Below are 20,088 nucleotides of genomic sequence, written 5' to 3'. Positions count from 1 at the left end.
AATAGATGAGAAAATTAATTTTAGTAAAATATGCCCCAGAAATCTTTTTAAAGGGACTAAACAGAGGTAAATTTGAAAAAAAACTTAAAGATAATATAAAAAATGTACTAATAGACATAGAGTACGAATTTGTTGAGGACTCAGGAAGATGGTTTATATGCTCGCAGCAAATGGAGAAAATCATTGAAAAGGTTAAAAATGTTTTTGGAATAATGGAGATTTGCATTGTTACAGAAATTGAAGCAACCCTTGAGGAAATTCAAAAGCAAGCACTTATAGAACTTGAAGAAGACTCAGCTAAGACTTTTAAAGTACAAACCAATAGAGCAAATAAAAGCTTTAGTATAAATTCATTGGAAGTAAGTAGAAAAGTAGGGACTTACATATTACATAATAATGAAGAGGTAAGTGTGGATGTACATAATCCTAAGTGTATTATAAATGTAGAAATAAGAAATAAGGCATACATATATGCTAAAAGGATCAAGGCAGTGGGTGGGTTACCTTATGGAATGAATGGTAGCACTATGCTTATGTTATCTGGAGGTATAGACTCACCTGTAGCAGGTTATATGATGGCAAGGCGTGGTGTAGAACTGCATGCGGTTTATTATCATAGCCATCCATATACTAGTGAAAGAGCAAAGGATAAGGTAAAACAATTAACTAATATTTTAAAAGAATACACTGGGAAATTAACTTTGTATGTAGTACCTTTTACTGAAATTCAAATGCAAATTATAGAAAAGTGTAGAGAAGATGAATTAACAATAATTATGAGAAGATTTATGATGAGACTTGCCTGTGCTCTTTCAGAAAAATATGGAATAAATTCAGTAACTACTGGAGAAAGCATAGGTCAAGTAGCTAGTCAAACTATGGAAGGCCTTGTAGTAAGTGATGATGTTTCTGATAGACCAGTTTTTAGGCCACTAGTGGCTATGGATAAAATAGATATTATGGACATTTCAAGAAAGATAGCAACTTATGAAACTTCTATTTTACCTTATGAAGATTGTTGTACAATTTTTGTTCCTAAACATCCAAAAACAAAGCCAAGGTTAATTGAGATAATTAAGTCTGAATCAGTTTTAGATATTGATGGACTAGTTGAAAAGGCTATTTGTGAGATGGAAATTTATAAATAAATATATTCATGTTAATAGACTCATAATATGTATTAAATCATGTAAAGTGTAAATAATATTAGAAGAAATATGATTTTAAAATATATTAAAGAGGTGATTAACATGGCTAAAAAAGGTGGAGAAAAGAAATCGGGTTCTAAAGATACAAAAGATAAAACTCAGAAAAAGAATCAAAAGGGCAATACAGTAGGTTAAAACAAAACATATTTAACTGCCAATTACCCTAAAGGGATATTGGTTTTATTCCCAATTTTATAAAAAACAAATATGTTACTAAAAAAATAAGCCAACAAAAATGATAAATCATTTTTGTTGGCTTATTTTATTTTATAGAAATTCATATAAATTGCTATTATTTTCATTTAAAAGAAATTATTATAGTATTAATGAAACAAAATTCATTTTATTATCGTCTAATATTTAGGATGGGAGGGATATAGGTGCCTATTGCGTTTTTAGTTCAAAAGGACAATGAAGAAAAAAAGGATATCCACAAGGAAATAGAGCGGCTTATTAATTGTTATGGAGATGATGTCCTTAGAGTAGCATTTCTATATGTTAAGGATAGGAATAAGGCTGAGGATGTTTTTCAAGAAGTGTTTATAAAAGTATTTAAAAAATATGATTCCTTTAAAGGTAATAGTAGTGAAAAAACTTGGATTATGAAAATAACAATCAATGTGTGTAAAGATTACTTTAAAAGTTTTTGGATAAAGAGGGTTCTCCTAAATAGCCATGGAGATTATGACAGGGAAATTTATAATGAGCAGTACAATGCTGAAAGCTTAGATGATACTATAATCAAATCTATAGAGTCACGGGAACTACTACACCAGGTTATGAATTTATCTATCAAATATAAGGAAGTAATTATTTTATATTACTATGAGGAATTTAATACTAGAGAAATCAGTGAAATGTTGAAGATTCCAGAAGGGACAGTACGAACTAGATTATTTAGAGGTAGAGAGTTACTTAAAAAGAATGTTACTGGGAGGATTGGATATGAGGGATAATTTAGATGAAATAAGAGACATGTTTAATATGGAATTAAAGGATATAAAAGTAAGTGGAGAGCTAAAATTAAAAACACTAGAAAAATTGGATGAAAACAGTAGAAGATCAACAAACAAAGCCTTTATTCCAATGACTTTAACCATGGTAGCCTGTTTATTTATGGGATTTATAATATACCCTATATATAATAAAAACAATTTAATGAAAAATGAAGAAATAACTATGAATACTAGAAATCAAGAAATTAAAACATTAAAAGAGCCGTATGAAGATAAAGCAATGATTAAAGATAAAGTAATGATTAAAGATAAAGTAATGATTAAAGATAAAGTAATGATTAAAGATAAAGATAAGATTACTGAGGACAAACCTAGTAAAATAGTGGAAGAAAATAAAAAGGTAGTTAATAAGAATAGTAACCAAGAGAAGCAGGAAAAACAAACAATTATTTTAAATGAGAAGCCTGTAATACCATTTAAAATAGAAAGCTTAGTGCCGGATGATAAAAAGGAAAAAGATACTATTGTTGCCATAAATGAAGTTATAGTTGATAGTGAAAAATTGATAGTTGAGGATAATAAAGATAAATCTGTAGTATTACAAAAGAAAAGTGATTTTAAATTCAATGAAGAAACTAAAATGAGAACACTATCTCTGCAGCAAGCAAAAAATATTTTTGGAGAAAGTATAAAAACTCCGGTTTATATACCTAAAGATTTTGTAATGGAAAAGATTTTAATACCAGAGAAATATGATAATTCATGCGAATTATATGAAATTATTTATAGCAATAATTCTCAGTATTTTAAGATAACTGAGTATAAAAACATAAAAAATAGTGGTCCAGAATCAAAAGTAGCAGAGGAAAATATTATGATTATAAATGTAAATAAGATTTCAGTTAAATATATTTTACAACCAAGCATTGATAATAAAGAACTACCTTATGTTAAGTTGTTCTGGGAAAAGGATGGCAAAAAGTACAGTGTTGATGGCAATACACCATGGGCAGAACTGATTAATATTGCATATTATATTGTATTTTAAAATTAAATAAAACATATTGGAATATGTAAAAAGGTTAATAAAATATAGTGATATTTTGTTAACCTTTTTATATACACTTTAAATAGATAGGTCTTTAATTGTAAATATTGCTGAAAGTACGCAAAATATTGCAATTATAAAAGCAATAATTGCAATGACACAAAACCTAAATATAAAAGTTGTGGTAGAAGGTGTTGAAGATATAGAGCAATTTGTTATTTTAAAGGAATTAAAAAATTATGCAATTCAAGGGTATTTGATTAGCAAGCCAATACCAGGAAAGGAAATTGAAAACTTAATAGAAAGAAAGATAAATTTACCATAGAACGAATAATAACAATATTAAGAAGATTAAAAAATATTTCGGAAAATCATAAAAAAATGTTGAAAAAAGTAATAATACGTGATAATATGTATACAGTAAGTAATTAATATGTATATATTAATTATGATGTGTAATTAAATGTAAAAGTTTACAGGGGAAAATTAATTTAATAATTAAATTTGCGTGTTACTGATATCATCAGGCATGAGCATAAGTCATTATAGTTTAATAGCTAAAGCTATTGATATGACTTTGCTTATGCCTTTTATTTTCGTTAACATGCCACAAAGAGAGGGGAATATAAATGAAAAAAGCTTTTGGTGTTTTACAAAAGGTAGGAAAAGCTTTAATGCTACCGGTAGCACTTTTACCAGCGGCAGGATTATTACTTGGATTTGGTAACATGTTCCAAAGTGATCAGTTTTTAATGAATGCTCCAATATTTAATGCTGGTTGGTTCCAAATGGTAGCTAAAATCATGGAACAATCAGGGGATGTTATTTTTGGTAACCTTGCATTATTGTTTGCTGTAGGAGTTGCAGTAGGGCTAGCTGAGGGTGAAGGAGTTGCAGGCCTTGCAGCAATAGTTGGTTTCTTAATAATGAACAAAACACTAGGTATTGTTGCCGGAGTTACTCCAGAATTAATAAACAGAACACATCCACAATTTGCAAGCGTATTAGGTATCCCAACACTTCAAACGGGAGTATTTGGTGGTATTATAATAGGTATTGTAGCGGCGCAATTATATAAAAAATATTATAACATTGAATTACCTTCTTATCTAGGGTTCTTTTCAGGTAAGAGATTTGTACCTATTGTTACAGCAGTAACGGCTATTGGAATAGGTATTGCAATGAGTTTCGTTTGGCCTCCAATCCAACATGGCTTAAATGTATTTTCAAAAAGTATGATTGAGGCTAATCCAACATTATCAGCTTTTGTATTTGGAGTAATAGAAAGATCATTAATTCCTTTTGGATTACATCATATTTTCTATAACCCATTTTGGTATCAATTTGGTGAGTATATAAACAAAGCTGGTCAAGTGGTTAATGGAGATCAAGCTATATTTATGGCTCAGTTAAAAGATGGTGTAAAGTTTACAGCAGGTACATTTATGGCTGGTAAATTCCCATTTATGATGTTTGGACTTCCAGCGGCAGCACTTGCAATGATTCATGAAGCAAAACCTGAAAAGAAAAAAATTGTAGCTGGTATTATGATATCTGCAGCTTTAACTTCTTTCTTAACAGGTATTACAGAACCAATTGAATTCTCATTCTTATTCGTAGCACCAGTATTATTTGGAATTCACTGTGTATTTGCAGGATTATCCTTTATGACAATGCAACTTTTAAATGTTAAAATAGGAATGACTTTCTCCGGTGGACTTATAGATTACTTACTATTTGGTGTAATTCCAAATAGAACAGCTTGGTGGCTCGTAATCCCTGTAGGTTTAGTATTTGCAGCACTTTACTACTTTGGATTCCGTTTTGCTATAAGAAAATGGAACCTTAAAACTCCAGGTCGTGAAGTAGATGAGCAGGAAGACGCAAGTACTTCAAAAACTAATCTTAAAGGTCAAGAACACGCAATAGCAGTATTAAAAGCGTTAGGTGGAAAAGAAAATATCACAAATTTAGATGCCTGCATTACTCGTTTACGTGTAAGTGTTTTGGATTCTAAAAATGTTGATAAAGCGGAACTTAAGAAATTAGGAGCTGCTGGTGTGCTTGAAGTTGGAGACAGTGTTCAAGCAATATTCGGAACAAGAGCAGAGCATATAAAAACAGAAATTAAAGAAGTTATAGCTAAGGGTTTAGATAAATAATACTTGTAGTTGTAATTAAAAATAAATTTTCACATAAAAAGCCATTAGATAAGTATAATACTTATCTAATGGCTTTTTATATATTAGGAAGCAAATCAAAGAATGTACCCATACATTTGACTGATATAAGTTTACTAGTATAATAATTATTGTAAATGATTACAATAATAGTAAAGATGGGGGTAATTTATGAAAGTTAAAAGAGTAGTACTTTGTGAAAGTTAAAAGAGTAGTACTTTGTGGGCTTTTTGCAGCATTATGTTTTATAGGAACTTGGTTACATATTCCTATAAATGTAAGCGGAAGTCCCACAATGGTTCATTTAGGAACAACAGTTATATTTCTTACAGCGGTTATAATTGGTAAGGATGCAGCTTTTGCAGGAGGCATTGGATGTGCATTATTTGATGCAACAAATCCTGCTTATATAGCTTGGGTTTTACCTACATTAATAATAAAAGGATTAACAGGATATACAGCAGGAAGCATTGCTTTTGCAAGAGGAAAAGAAGGCAGAAGTATGACACAAAACGTTATTGGTTTTATAGCTGGTGGAGTAGTATCATTACTTGGATATTTTCTTGTTAACTGGTTTGTATTTGTAGGCTTTAAGGTTGCAGTAGTAAAAATGGTATCATCGGTAATAACAACGGGATTAGGAGTTGCCATAGCTATACCTTTAGCAGCAATTATTAAACCGATGTTAAGAAGAAGTGAACTTAGCTAAATAAGACATATAAAACTATAAAAAATCCCCTATAACTTGTTATGGGAGATTTTTTTTGCAACATAATATCTAGCATTTTATATTATAGATTATTTAAGACATAGATACATTCGGATTAATACAAAAAATGGTATAGATATAAAATTAATATTAATTAAATTATAAAGAAAAAACAAAATATAACGATATATAATATAAAAGAACTTGTATTTGTCTAAAAATGCAATAAGGAGGATGGAAATTGAATAAATTGACAATCAGAAATAAACTAATTTTAATATTTACATTTATATTAATTGTGCTAGTAGCAATGGGGGTTTACTCAGTAAAAATCATTAAAGCGGTCAATGATAGGTCAACAATAATAACAACGGAGAATATTCCAGGAATCCAACAGTCTGGGAATATTAACACTATGACATCAGATTATAGAATTTTAGAGTTTGATCATATTATATCCGTTTCTAATGAAAATATGAGCAATATTGAAAAATCAATGGATGAAAAAAGCAATGAAATAAATAAGTCATTCAGTGAATATGGGAAAACTATCACAACAGATGATGATAGAGAAATGTATAATGCAATAAACAGTCAGTGGACTAAATATTTGGAACTTCACAAGAAAGTAATAGAATTAAGCAGGAAATTAAAAACAGAAGAAGCTATAAAAATAATGAATAATGAGGGTAAACAAGCTTTTGATGCAGCTAGTAATGAACTGATAAAACTGGTGGAATATAATAACAAAGATGCGAAACAAACATCAGATGAAGGTGACATTGCATATGGAAAGGCTAGAAATACTTTTATAGTTATTATATTAATATCAGTTTTATTGGTAGTAGCTGCAAGTGCTTTAATAATAGCAAGCATTCTTAAACCTATAAATATTTTAAGAGATGAAATGGAAACATTAGCAAGTAAGGGCGGAGATTTAACTCAAGAAATCAAAATTTCTTCTAAGGATGAATTAGGTGTTCTTGCAAGTGCTATAAATAAGTTTTTAGCTAATTTAAGAACTATAATGATTGAAGTAAATGAAAATACGGCATCTACAGTTCAAACCGTAGATATGATTAGCAAAAACATGTATAGTTTGAATATGCAAATAGAAGATGTATTTGCCACTACTGAGGAGTTAGCTGCTGGTATGGAAGAAACAGCTGCATCTACAGAGGAAATAAATGCAACAGTTAATGAGGCTAATTTAGTTGTTGATTCTTTAGCAAACAAAGCTAGTGCTGGGGAAGTTTCTTCTAAAGAAATAAATGATAGAGCAGTAAACTTAAAAAATAACGCGTTAAAGTCTAGGCAAGATACCAATAAAACTTATTTTGATGCAAAGACTAAATTAGAAAAAGCCATTGAAGACTCAAAGGTAGTAGGACAAATAAATGTACTTTCAGATACAATACTTGAAATATCTTCTCAAACTAATTTATTAGCACTTAATGCAGCTATTGAGGCAGCTCGTGCAGGGGAAGCTGGTAGAGGGTTCTCTGTAGTAGCAGATGAAATAAGAAAATTAGCAGAGCAATCCAATGATACAGTAGTTGAAATACAAAAGATTACAGGAACGGTGACATCTGCAGTTTCTAATTTATCAACTGGTTCTATTGGAGTATTAGAATTTATAGATACTAAGGTTCTAAAGGATTATGAGGATTTAGTAGAAACGGGAGACAAATACAGTAATGATGCTAATTTTGTTAATACTTTAGTAGGTGATTTTAGCTCAAGCACATTGGAATTATCTGAGTCAATTGAGGTTATTGTTAAAACAATGGATGGAATAACCATTGCTGCAACAGAAGGGGCACAAGGTACTATAAATATTACAGAAAAACTTACAGATGTGGTACAAAAATCAAGTGAAGTTATAGATGAAACTAAAGCTGCGAAAGAAAATTCAGATAAACTTTTAAGTATTTTATCTAAGTTTACAGTATAGTAATCAGGTATATGGGACTCTAAGGTTCAGTGTTAAGGTGGAGGGGGTTTTCTTTCTGAAATATGGTTAAAATTATTAGAGAATATAAATTGTAATTTTTTATATTCTCTTTGATTATTAACTCACCAAGGTGTAAATATGTCTGGTAAATTTAAGGCTGAAATAAAAGAAACTAAATCTAAACTAGATATAAGTGCTAAAGAGTTAAATTTTGTAGAAATTGCTACAGGAAAGAATATAACAGATATTGCATACTTAAAATGTGAAAAAATAGTGAATGCTGTATATAGACACTTATGAAGGTGTCTTTTTTTTGAACAAAATTATTCATTAAAATTAAGAAATTGATGTATAGCATCCAAATTTATAATTTAATAGAAAGTTCGGAAAATTATATTTATAAAAACATTGACTAATGGGAAAATATACAATATAATCAATATATCGACAGCTTAACAAAGTCGGTATATTAAAAAATGATTACTGTGAAAGGGGAACTGAAGAATGATTATTATGTTGTTACAATTATAATAAATTTAAAATCTAATAGTAAAATCATAGCAGAAATACTATAGGTATAAGTGTTTTTATGAACTCTATATTTTAGGTTTATTTGAAATACTCAAAGTATATAGTAATCTATAATGTTAAAGATTATATTTTTAATAGTTTAGGTTTGTTTGCTGTGGATTTTAGGATTTTAAATATATTGATTGAACAACATCAATTACAATTCTTTGATTTTCATTAACATTATAGTAAGTTATAAAAGTGCTAGGAAGTATGTTTCTACTTTAATGCTAGATTTATAAAAAGTAATTACAGCTTAGCGTTATCTTGCTTAATAATAATTTGAAATTAGAGCTATGTTGTTTTTGACAACACAGCTTTTTATTTTAGATTAATATATGTTAGGTATTTATCCATAGTAAAAAAAATTGGATGAAAGCATATATAATAATGGAATTCCGGCACTTTAGGTGACTGGTTAAAAGGATGTAGATGAATGTATGTTCATATGCATCTTTAATTTTTTGAAAAAGGGACAGTTAAGAAATAATAAAGGTTATATCAATGGTCAAGTAGGATTAATTGGGAATGGTTAATAAGTTCTGTAATTTACCAAATATAAAAGGGGCGATTATGATGGAAATTAAAAATCAAATAATAGAAAACTTAGATAAGGTACTTAATGAATATACGGTAAAAAACTATATTCCAGGCCTGGCAGTAGGTGTGGTTTATGATAATGAAGTTATTTATACAAAAGGCTTTGGTGTGAAAAATATTGAGACTAAAGAATCAATAAATGAATACTCACTATTTCATATGGCGTCAGTATCAAAGACTTTCATAGCTACAGGAATAATGCAGTTAGTGGAGCAAGGTAAAATTCAATTAGACTCACACTTGATAGAGTATTTACCTTATTTTGAGATTAAAGATGATAGATACAAGAAAATATTAGAGAAGTTAATCGGTGAGAGTAAATAACTGGGGACGGTTAACAACTTTTTTAAGTTTTAACGACATTTCAGAAGGAAAATCTTCTACTTATATAAGTGGGAGATTTATGCTATAAAAAAAATAAAACTTCAGTTGGAGTCTAAATATCCTTCTAAAGTCGTTAATATTGGAGTTTCGAAGAAGATGATTTAATTAAGGGGAAGTTCTGAAAATTATTTATAAATGGAGGGTAACATTATGTATACAAAAACTGAAATTTTACAAATTGCGAGAGAGCAGTTAGCACTGGACTATAATTGCCAGGTATCTGATTTTGAAAAAGAAAAAAATACAATAGTTGAAAATAAGCTCACTTATGGTAGACGTATTTATGATAATGACGGATGCTTTTTAAAACTACTCTGTTTTGGTGGGAAAGTAATTATAAGTACATCACCTATAATGATGTCTTGGTGTGAAGAAAAAATGCTAAATAGAGATGTATGGATTTTTGAATATCCCAAACTACGAGTAATAGATAAAAAATTGCAAGAATTTGGACATGAAATAGCAGATATTCACCACTATTATCTACCAAATCCTAAGGTGGCGTGTATAGAACCTATTACCAATGTAAAATGGTATGAGTGTGAAGATATTTTGCAGTTTCAGAATGATGATAGATTCGGACAAGCTTTTGTTTTTGATGAAAATCATCCAGATGTGCTTGCAGTTGCAGCTTTTAAGGGAGATAACATAATGGGTATGGCAGGTGCCAGTGCAGATAGCAAAACTATGTGGCAAATTGGAATTGATGTTTTGCCTGAGTATCGTGGCCGCGGTATAGGGACAAACTTGACTATACTTTTAAAGAATGAGATTTTGAAACGAGGGAAAGTGCCTTTTTATGGCACAGTGGATTCTCATTTTCATTCACAGAATATTGCTATAAATGCTGGATTTTTTCCAGCATGGGCAGAGCTTTATTCCCAAACAAAAGAAGAGGAAAATTAAACATGAAAATCAAGGGGGAAATTAGAATGAATATAAGCATAAAAGAATTACAGCAAGATTTATTTATGAATACAGCTAAAATGATAACGAAGCTTATGAATTATCATAGAAAATTAACTAATGCACCAAAAGAGTTTTGGCAAAGTGATGAAGAATCAGTTGAAACACTTAAGGAATGGCAGGGAACGGGGAAAGTGTATAGTGTTTTCAAAGATGAAATACCAGTAGGCTTTTTCTATGTAAGATTTGGAGGTCAAAATGTTGCATGGTTAGAGGATTTTTATATTTCAGAAGAATTTAGAGGGCAAGGTGTAGGCAAGAAGGCTATGGCAGCATTAGATGAACTTATGAGAGAAAAAGCGATAATAACAATGTTTGTTGATGTTATTCCTAGAAATACAGGTGCTATTAAATTATATAGGGAATGTGGGTTCGATCATTTAAATATGATTCAGCTTAGAAAAAATTATGATGAGAGATTAAACAAACAAGAGGATATAGATGTATTGGGATTTCAATTTAAGAAGTATTAGAAAGTTGGGGACGGTTAACAAAATTAAAATAATATAAAAAGTTTTTAACTGTCCCCATTGCTCACATAGGAGGAGAGATTAATATGAACAAAGAGATAATAATGAATTTATATGAAATACAACCAAGTCAATTATATGTAAATTCAATGAAGTTACAAAAGGTTTTAAGCTGGTTTAAACCAGAAGATATTAATAGTTATGAAGCAATACCTATTAAAAAATTAAATAATAAAATAATTTTTACAGATGGTCATACAAGAGCATATGCAGCATATTTAAATGGAATTAATGAGATAAAAGTATATTGGGATGAAGATGATTTAGATTGGGATGCTTATCAGATATGTGTTGATTGGTGCATTAATGAGAATATAAATTCTATAGTGGATTTAGAGAAAAGAATTATTTCAGATGAAGAGTATAAAGTTTTATGGCTCCAAAAATGCAAAGTAATGCATGAGGATTAGAAAATAAATAATAGAGTAGTTGGATATTATGGCTTTTTGTTAACGGAACCTACGTTAGGAGATGAGAAGAAGTGGATATATTAAATTATTCAGATGGATATATTAAAGAAATAGTTTCAAAATTATTAAATGAGAATATAGAAGTAGTACCAATAGGAAATCATGAACTTCAAAGACACCTTGTTTATATCGTTAAAAATGAAAGTGGAATAATAGGAGTAGTTAAGCTTTATTACAAAAAGAATAGATGGAATAGGGAAGTGGCTTCGTTAAAATTCCTTGAAGGAAGTGGCGTTAAAGCACCTAAAATCTTAAAGTTAGGCAAACTTTGCGGTGGTACAGAGTGGCTTTTTATGGAGCATAAAGAGGGTGAAGTATTTGCCAAAGTTAAAGATGTTATGAGTGAAGATAATGTAAAAGAAATATATGAAACAATGGGAGAACAGCTAGGTAAAATACATAGCTTAAAGACCTTTGATTTCTTTGGTAATTGGGATGAGAATGGAAAAAGTATAGATAATAAAAAAGATTTTTCTAGGCTTTTTAGAAAAAATGTTGATGAAGTTTTGAAGGAGCTCTTTGACCAACATTTAGAGGAAGAACCACTTCAAAGACAATGTGCAGAAATTTTAAAGGGAAAATTGAACTTAGTAGATGATGTTAAAGTGTCATACCTTCATAATGGGGATTTTGGAGAAAGAAATATTCTTGTTAAGAAAGTAGATAATAAGTGGGAACTTTCAGCATTAATTGATTTTGAACATTGCATTCCATATGATAGAGATTCAGAAATAATTGATTGCTACTATAAACTAACAGATGAAAATCAAAAATTTGCAGAGGCTTTCAAACTGGGTTATGAAAAATACATGAAATTTAGTAATAATTTAGGAAAGAAAAAGCAATTATATGAACTTTATAGAGGACGTAGTATATGCAGTTGGGCTAAAATACAAGCACCCGATTATTACTGGGAGGGTATAAATATACTTAAGAAATATTCATAATGGAATTACACTTAATAAGTGATCAGTGTTTATGAGGGGTAGTGGGAGTGATTTATATGGTAAAAATAAATACAATAAAAAATAATGAAATAGATAAACTAGCAGAGTTTATCGAATTTATGAATTCTAAAGAAAATTATAATATAGGATACTGTGAAAAAACGAAAGAAAAAGTACTTAATGCTTTATATGAAGACTTTGAGGACGGGAATATTGAAAAATATTTTGTTGGTGCATATGATGGTGAAAAGCTTATAGGGGTGCTCGGTATAGATGTAGAGGAAGAAAAAAGCTATGGAGAATTATGGGGGCCTTTTGTAGAAGAATTATATAGTGAAGAAAATGTTTCGAGTAAACTATGGTTACTTTTAAGAAAAAATATATTAAATTGCTGTGCTAGTTTTGGGATATTTTGTAATAGCAAAAACATTCAATGTATACAATTTGCGAAGGAATATGGATTTAAAAATAATGGTGAACACTTTATTATGAGCTTGGGTAGAGATGATTTTAAAGAAATTTTTGAAGTGAAAGATTTTGAACTTACATTCGAATACAATAATGAATTTAAATTACTTCATGATAAGAATTTCCCTAATACTTATTATTCAGGAAGCGATATTTTAAGCCGTATTAATGAACGTAGAAAGGTGTTTTTTATAAAAGATAATGAGAAATTGATTGGATATACTTATGTAGAGGTTGAGCCAGAATTTGGTGAAAGTTGTATTGAATTTTTCGGAGTTAGAGAAAATATGAGAGGTAAAGGATTAGGCGGTAAATTAATTAAAATAGCAATCAATTGGATTTTATCTTTTGAAAAAATAGGTAATATTAGATTATGTGTTGGTTTAGAAAATTTGCAGGCAATCGGGTTATACAGTAAGGTAGGGTTTAAAGAAGAAAGTAAGATGTTATTTTATAAGAACTGAACTTATAATGAAAGATAGGATGGTATGAACTATAGGTTATATTTTTAGTTAGGTAAAAGGAGAGAGATATTTATGGAAAATAAAAATATAGAAATTAAGAATAGCATAACTGATTTATTCAATAAGGTATCAGCAGTTTTTGATAGTAGTGGTCCAAGATTTTTTGCATACTTTGGAGAGCGATTGGTTGAAATTGCGGGTGTAGTGGAAGGTGAAAAAGTACTGGATGTGGCATCAGGAAAAGGAGCTTCACTTTTTTTAGCAGCAGACAAAGTTTGCGAGAATGGAAAAGTTATAGGTATTGATATAGCACAAGGCATGGTTAATGAAACTAATTTGGAAATTCAAAAACGAGGTATTAAGAATACAAAAGCAGTAGTAATGGACGCTGAAAACTTAGATTTTAACAGTGAAACTTTTGATCATATACTATGTGGATTTGGAGTATTCTTCTTTCCAAATTATAAAATTGCCTTCAATGAATTTATGAGAGTTCTAAAAAATGGTGGCAGGTTTTCATTCACTACTTTTTCAAGAAAAGAAGATGAAAAATTTATGTGGTTAGATGATTTAGTCCAAAAATATTTACCTGAATTTGAAGATGAAATAGATGAATATCAAGAGGAGGATAGTCCCGAATTTGATACAGAAGAAGGCTTATATAAAATTTTAAGGGGCGCTGGATTTAAAAACATACAAGTTATAAGTGAAGATAAAGATTTCATATATAAAGATGAACAAGAATGGTGGGACAAACTTTGGACTCATGGATATATAGAAGTACTAGAAATGATAGCAGAAGATAGGATGGAGGACTTTAAAGCAGAAGTTTTTGAAAAGCTTAGAGAAATTAAAGAGGTAGAAGGGATAGCTGCTACAATGTCCGTCTTATATGCTTTTGGGGATAAATAATTTTAAAATGGGGGATATGCATTATGAATATACAAGAACAAGTAAAACAAATTTTCAATGAATATGCACAAGAAAATAATTTTTCAGGGGCAGCACTGGTTAAAAAAGGAGATTTAACTATATTTCAGGGCGCATATGGAGAGGCGCACAAGGGCTTTGAAATTAAGAATACAATCACAACAAAATTTGATACAGCATCTATTACAAAATTATTTACTACTGTTGGAATACTTCAGTTAATTGATAAAAGCTTAATATCCTTTGAAGATAAAGTTTTAGAAATTTTAGATATAAAAGACACTACTATATCAAAAGAGGTTAATATTTATCATCTTTTAACGCATACATCTGGAATTGGCGATGATGCAGATGAAGAAGCAGGTGAAGAGTATGAAGATATTTGGAAGGAAAAGCCAAACTATTCGGTAAGAGAAACGGTTGATTTTTTACCGCAATTTATTCATAAAGAACCTAACTTTAAGCCGGGAAATGGTTGTAGGTACAATAATGTTGCCTTTGTTTTGTTAGGACTCGTTATTGAAAAAATTACAGGGCGGAAATATCGTGAATATATAAAAGAAAATGTTTTTAATAAAATAGGCATGAACGATACTGACTTCTATAGTATGGATGGCGTAAACGAAAATGTTGCAGAAGGATATGCAGAAATATGCAATGAAAAAGATGAAGTTATTGGATGGAGAAAAAACATATATTCATATCCACCAATAGGATCACCAGATTCTGGAGCATATACAACGGTTGCAGATTTAGATTTGTTTGTGCGCGAGATTTACAATGGTAGGGTATTGTCTAAAGCAATGACAGCGGGTTTATTTACACCAAAAGTAGTACACACAAAGTATGAAAAAATCACACATATGATGGGCTATGGTTATGAATTCATTGTTAGCAATGATAATAATGAAGTGAGATATATAACTAAAGATGGTTGTAACCCTGGCGTGGCATGTAAATTCAATTATTATCCTTCCATAGATACAACACTTGTAGTTCTTGCAAATCAAGATTGTAATGTTTGGGATTTAGCCGGGGAAGTTGAAAAGATATTAATAGGTAAGATAAGTTAGGGAAGTTAAAAATTATATCGCTGGGGTGTAATTTTTACCCAATATAGGGACGATTAATATTCAATCGATTAAATAGGTCAATAAGTTGTTAACCGTCCCCAAGAAAGGAGAATTAAAATGGACACACAAGTTAAACAATATATAAAATTATTATGGAAATTTTTAAAGCCACAAAAGCTTAGAGTATTTTTGCTTACCTTAATTTTAGGTAGTAGTGTGGCACTTCAATTAGTTAATCCTCAGATTTTACGTTATTTTATAGATGCAGCTACTGAAGGGAAATCAGCTAAAATGCTAACTATAGCTGCTCTTATATTTATAGGTGCAGCATTAATTCAGCAGGTACTTGCCATTATAGCAACCTATGTAAGTCAAAATGTAGGATGGACAGCTACTAATGCATTAAGGGCAGAGCTCGTGGAGCATTGTATTAGTTTAGATATGAGCTTTCATAAAAGTCATCAACCAGGAGAAATTATTGAAAGAGTAGATGGGGATGTTACGGCATTATTTAATTTCTTCTCAAAATTTATGATAAATGTTTTAACTAATGGGGTATTGGTTATAGGAATATTAATTCTTTTATTTAGAGAAGATTTTAGAGTGGGTATAAGTTTATCTATTTTTGCTTTTGCTGCTATGTATACTCTTTGGAAAATTCAAGCGAATTCTGTGGACAAATGGGTTAAAAATAGAGAGATCAGTGCTAAGTTTTATGGTTTTCTAGGAGAAGAGATTGGAAACACAGAGGATGTTCGTTCTAGTGGTGCTGAAGAGTATGTTATGTATAAATTTTATAAGCAAATAAGAAATTGGCTTCCAATTACGAAAAAAGCTAAATTAAGATATTATCTTATGTGGGCAAGTACCTTAGGTATTTTTGCTATAGGAAATATTATCGCCTTTGGTGTGGGTGGATATCTATGGAGTAGGGGGCTAATTACTATTGGAACAGTTTATTTGATTTTTAATTATACGGAATCCTTAAGTAAGCCTATTGAGGAAATAAGAACTCAGCTCGAGGATTTACAAAAGGCTGGAGCAAGTGTTGCTCGGGTTCAAGAACTTTTAAATATGAAATCAAAGATAGTGGATGGTACTGAAAAGTTACTTAGTACTGGAGCAATATCTGTTGAAGCTAAGAATATTTCTTTTGAATATGAAGAGGGGGTTCCAGTATTAAAGGATGTTTCTTTTAATATTCCTAAAGGAAAGGTGCTTGGAGTTTTAGGACGTACAGGTAGTGGAAAGTCAACTCTGGCTCGTATGCTAGCAAGACTTTATGATCCAAAGACGGGTGATATTTATATTGAAGGTAAAAAACTAAATTCAGTATCACTGAAGGAACTTAGGCGGAATACGGCTTTTATAACACAGGATGTTCAACTTTTTAATGCTACAGTTAGGGAGAATTTAACCTTCTTTAATCCGAATATTAAAGATGAAGAAATACTAGCTACACTGTATGATATAGGACTACAGGAATGGTATAATTCATTACCTAATGGACTAGACACTATTCTAGATGCTGGTGGAGGTGGGTTATCAGCTGGAGAAGCACAGTTACTTGCCTTTGTTAGAGTTTTTCTAAAAAATCCAAGTCTTGTTATACTTGATGAAGCGACCTCTAGGCTAGATCCTATAACAGAACAATTAATTGAAAGAGCTTTAAATAAACTTCTAGAAAATAGAACTTGTATTATTATAGCTCATCGTTTATGGACAGTTCAGAGGGCAGATGATATTTTGATTTTAGAAAATGGAAGTGTTTCAGAATATGGTAATAGGGAAAGATTATTAAGGGATAAAGAATCTAAATTTTTCAATTTACTTCAAAAATGTATGGAAGATGTGGAAGAATCCATAATTGCGTAGAAGAATAGTTGAGAATGAAAAGTGGAAAGTTAAATTAAGAATTAAGAATTTTAGAATATAAGGAATACGGGGTGATAAATAAATGGAAAATAGCATAAATGAAATACCAATGAAAAAAGAAAATAAAGGGGATATGAAGACCTTTCGACTTATGTGGGAGCTTATAAAATATAGACCGTGGCTTTATTTTGCTAATTGTTTAATGTGGATTTTTATTCTTGTATCTCCAGTAATACCAGGACTTATAGCTAAGGAGTTTTTTGACACTCTTAGTGGAAAAGCAACACTTAATGTTGGCATTTGGGGGCTTATAGTCTTAATAGCAGTTACGGCAATTGTGACTATTATGGGGATATTTTGTGGAGCCAGAACTGATATTGTTCATAGATTTACTATGAGTGCACTTATTAGACGAAATTTGCTCCAATGTATTCTACAAAAACCAGGGTCAAATTCAATACCTTATTCAGTAGGTGAGGCTGTTAACTGTTTTCGTGATGATGCTGAGCAAGCAGAGGATGCAATTAGTTGGACTTTAGATGTAATTGGAACAGCAGTTTTTGCTATAGTAGCAATAGTTATCTTATTAAGAATAAATGCTGGGATTACTATATTTGTATTTACGCCTTTAGTAGCAGTAGTAGCTATTGCACAGATCGCTAGTGAGCGTGTAGAAAAATATAGAAGGGCTTCTAGAGAAGCTACAGGAAAAGTTACAGGGGCTCTTGGAGAGATATTTGGGTCGGTACAAGCTATTCAAGTTTCAGGTTCAGAAGATTATATTATGAATCACCTAAATAAGCTTAATAAAGAGAGACATAAAATGGTACTTAGAGATAGTGTATTAAGTCAGCTTTTAGATTCAGTATTTACCAATACAGTGAGCATAGGTACAGGATTTATTTTGCTTTTAGTAGGGCAAAGTATGAAAGCGGGAACCTTTACTGTAGGGGATTTTGCATTGTTTATATATTATTTAACCTTTGTAGCTGATTTTACTCACTCCTTTGGAACCTTTATATCTGATTATCAGCAAACAGGTGTAGCTTTTAAACGTATGCATGAACTTTTACAGGGGGAACCACAAGAAACTTTGGTAAAGCATAATTCATTATATTTGAAAGGAAAACTTGAGAAGCCAAAGTTCAATTTAAATATAGAAGGGAAAAAATTAAAAAAATTAAAAGTAGAAGGATTAACTTATGTATACAAAAATTCAGGTGGAGGGATAAAAAATATTAATTTTATGTTGAAGGAAAAATCTTTTTCAGTGATTACAGGGCGTATAGGCTCAGGAAAAACCACGTTACTAAAGACTTTGCTAGGGCTACTTCCATCAGATAGTGGCTTAATATATTGGAATGATGAAAGAGTAAAAGAACCTTCAGAATTTTTTGTACCACCAATTAGTTCTTATACAGCGCAAGTACCAAATTTATTTAGTGACACCATGCGAAATAATATATTACTAGGGCTTCCAGAAAATCAGGTAGACTTAAATAGTGCCATTGCTTCAGCAATACTTAAGGAGGATTTAGATGCCTTAGAAAATGGACTTGATACAGTTATAGGTCCTAAGGGAGTTAAATTGTCTGGTGGACAAATCCAAAGAGTAGCAGCTGCTCGTATGTTTGTAAGAAACCCAGAGCTATTAATTTTTGATGATATATCAAGCGCGCTTGATGTAGAAACGGAAATGAAACTTTGGAATAGAATTTTTGAGCAGCAAGATAAAACCTGTTTAGTAGTTTCAAACAGACGCTTTGCTCTTCAAAAGGCAGATAATATTATAGTTATGAAAGATGGACATGTGCAAGCACAAGGAACTTTAGATGAGTTATTAGAAAACTGTGAGGAAATGAGGCAGATTTGGGGTTCATAGAAATAAAATAAAGTGAAGTCAAGTGAAATCATACGGAAAAAACACACCCATCTAGGGGTGTGTTTTTTTGGATTTTATGATAGGCGTGCAATAACAGTCATAATTATGCCCATAGCCATAAAGCATATACCTACAACTTTTTGTAAAGTCTTTTCATTGAATTTATTAGCATAGCGTGAACCGACTACACCACCAATAACTGCACCTACACTTATTATAACTCCTAAAGTGAAATCTATATTGCCTCTAGCCCCATAACCAATAGTAGAGGAAAAAGCTGTTACAGCCATTATTAAGGTAGAAGTACCTATTGCTTTATGAAGAGGAAAAGATAATATCATTATTAAAGCTAAAAGGATCATAACTCCTCCACCAGCTCCGAATATTCCGCTTAATATTCCTATGCCTAACCCAATAATTAAAGCAACTACTATTTTCTGCCACTCATGTTTGAAGTTAATAAATTTCTTTGGAGCAGTTGATTCAGCTTTCTTATTTTTAAGGCCCTTACGTAACATAGCAAAACCTGCTAAGAGGAGCACAATACCAAAGCTTGAACTAAGGTTACTATCGCCCATGTTGCTTGCGAGCATTGCTCCAAGTTGAGCACCAAAAATAGAAGTTATAGCTATCCATATACCAGATTTTAGTTCGATATTTCCACTTTTATAATATGAATAAGATACAGTTAAAGATGCTATTACATCTACGAAAAGACTAGTACCAATAGCTGTGTGAGCGCTAACTGAAAAAAACATAGTTAAAATGGGAACTATAATCATAACACCACTAGCGCCAATAAGGCTTGTTATAACACCTGTACCAATACCTGTAATTATTGCTACTAGATAAAGATAAACACTCATAAAAATCA

At 30.8% G+C, this 20,088-nt stretch carries 19 protein-coding genes; 18 read left to right on the top strand and 1 reads right to left on the bottom strand.

Annotated features, from left to right (window positions below; all coding sequences use genetic code 11):
* Window positions 1-5: 5 nt before the first annotated feature.
* The 18 genes from thiI (at window position 6) to G9F70_RS19750 (ending at window position 19,214) form a co-directional block, all read left to right on the top strand.
* Entirely contained in the window at window positions 6-1,148 is a 1,143-nt protein-coding gene (gene thiI / locus G9F70_RS19835) for a tRNA uracil 4-sulfurtransferase ThiI (protein WP_164944690.1), read from the top strand.
* Between the two features lie 440 nt (window positions 1,149-1,588).
* Entirely contained in the window at window positions 1,589-2,164 is a 576-nt protein-coding gene (locus tag G9F70_RS19830) for a sigma-70 family RNA polymerase sigma factor (RefSeq protein ID WP_318011002.1), read from the top strand.
* Entirely contained in the window at window positions 2,154-3,212 is a 1,059-nt protein-coding gene (locus G9F70_RS19825) for a hypothetical protein (protein WP_164944689.1), read from the top strand. The genes G9F70_RS19830 and G9F70_RS19825 overlap by 11 nt, the downstream gene beginning before the upstream one ends.
* Window positions 3,213-3,294: 82 nt before the next feature.
* Window positions 3,295-3,537, top strand: a complete 243-nt coding sequence (locus G9F70_RS19820) for an EAL domain-containing protein (RefSeq protein WP_164944732.1) — start codon at window positions 3,295-3,297, stop codon at window positions 3,535-3,537.
* Window positions 3,538-3,841: 304 nt separating this feature from the next.
* Window positions 3,842-5,374, top strand: coding sequence for a glucose-specific PTS transporter subunit IIBC (ptsG, locus tag G9F70_RS19815; protein ID WP_202882619.1), 1,533 nt, complete (start codon window positions 3,842-3,844; stop codon window positions 5,372-5,374).
* Between the two features lie 214 nt (window positions 5,375-5,588).
* Window positions 5,589-6,101, top strand: coding sequence for an ECF transporter S component (locus G9F70_RS19810; protein WP_164944688.1), 513 nt, complete (start codon window positions 5,589-5,591; stop codon window positions 6,099-6,101).
* Between the two features lie 241 nt (window positions 6,102-6,342).
* Window positions 6,343-8,055 (top strand): methyl-accepting chemotaxis protein, encoded by a 1,713-nt coding sequence (locus G9F70_RS19805; RefSeq protein ID WP_224617699.1) that lies wholly within the window; start codon window positions 6,343-6,345, stop codon window positions 8,053-8,055.
* Between the two features lie 138 nt (window positions 8,056-8,193).
* Window positions 8,194-8,355 carry a hypothetical protein gene (locus tag G9F70_RS19800; RefSeq protein WP_164944687.1) on the top strand — a complete coding sequence of 54 codons (162 nt, stop codon included), beginning with the start codon at window positions 8,194-8,196 and terminating at the stop codon, window positions 8,353-8,355.
* Between the two features lie 843 nt (window positions 8,356-9,198).
* Window positions 9,199-9,549, top strand: a complete 351-nt coding sequence (locus G9F70_RS19795; protein WP_224617697.1) for a serine hydrolase domain-containing protein — start codon at window positions 9,199-9,201, stop codon at window positions 9,547-9,549.
* A 210-nt stretch (window positions 9,550-9,759) separates the two neighbouring features.
* Window positions 9,760-10,515: a GNAT family N-acetyltransferase gene (locus tag G9F70_RS19790; protein WP_164944686.1), complete on the top strand. Its 756-nt coding sequence runs from the start codon at window positions 9,760-9,762 to the stop codon at window positions 10,513-10,515.
* A 26-nt stretch (window positions 10,516-10,541) separates the two neighbouring features.
* Window positions 10,542-11,048 (top strand): GNAT family N-acetyltransferase, encoded by a 507-nt coding sequence (locus tag G9F70_RS19785; RefSeq protein ID WP_164944685.1) that lies wholly within the window; start codon window positions 10,542-10,544, stop codon window positions 11,046-11,048.
* An 83-nt stretch (window positions 11,049-11,131) separates the two neighbouring features.
* On the top strand, window positions 11,132-11,515 hold the full coding sequence (locus G9F70_RS19780) for a hypothetical protein (protein WP_164944684.1): 384 nt from the start codon (window positions 11,132-11,134) through the stop codon (window positions 11,513-11,515).
* A gap of 71 nt (window positions 11,516-11,586) precedes the next feature.
* A complete protein-coding gene (locus tag G9F70_RS19775) occupies window positions 11,587-12,522 on the top strand; it encodes an aminoglycoside phosphotransferase family protein (protein ID WP_164944683.1) in 936 nt (311 codons plus the stop codon).
* Between the two features lie 56 nt (window positions 12,523-12,578).
* Entirely contained in the window at window positions 12,579-13,454 is an 876-nt protein-coding gene (locus G9F70_RS19770) for a GNAT family N-acetyltransferase (protein ID WP_164944682.1), read from the top strand.
* Between the two features lie 72 nt (window positions 13,455-13,526).
* The gene (locus G9F70_RS19765) at window positions 13,527-14,366 is read left to right on the top strand and encodes a class I SAM-dependent methyltransferase (protein ID WP_164944681.1); all 840 of its coding nucleotides are present in this window, start codon (window positions 13,527-13,529) and stop codon (window positions 14,364-14,366) included.
* A gap of 23 nt (window positions 14,367-14,389) precedes the next feature.
* Window positions 14,390-15,457, top strand: a complete 1,068-nt coding sequence (locus G9F70_RS19760) for a serine hydrolase domain-containing protein (RefSeq protein WP_164944680.1) — start codon at window positions 14,390-14,392, stop codon at window positions 15,455-15,457.
* A gap of 117 nt (window positions 15,458-15,574) precedes the next feature.
* On the top strand, window positions 15,575-17,332 hold the full coding sequence (locus G9F70_RS19755; protein WP_164944679.1) for an ABC transporter ATP-binding protein: 1,758 nt from the start codon (window positions 15,575-15,577) through the stop codon (window positions 17,330-17,332).
* A gap of 82 nt (window positions 17,333-17,414) precedes the next feature.
* Window positions 17,415-19,214: an ABC transporter ATP-binding protein gene (locus G9F70_RS19750; protein WP_224617696.1), complete on the top strand. Its 1,800-nt coding sequence runs from the start codon at window positions 17,415-17,417 to the stop codon at window positions 19,212-19,214.
* Window positions 19,215-19,288: 74 nt separating this feature from the next.
* Here G9F70_RS19750 and G9F70_RS19745 read toward each other — a convergent pair whose 3' ends face one another.
* Window positions 19,289-20,080: a sulfite exporter TauE/SafE family protein gene (locus G9F70_RS19745; protein WP_164944678.1), complete on the bottom strand. Its 792-nt coding sequence runs from the start codon at window positions 20,078-20,080 to the stop codon at window positions 19,289-19,291.
* Window positions 20,081-20,088: the final 8 nt, after the last annotated feature.

Source organism: Clostridium sp. FP1 (assembly GCF_011065975.2).
Lineage (GTDB): Bacteria > Bacillota > Clostridia > Clostridiales > Clostridiaceae > Clostridium_AD > Clostridium_AD tagluense.
The sequence above is the reverse complement of the archived record's forward strand: the minus strand, read 5'-3'. Positions and strand labels throughout refer to the sequence as shown.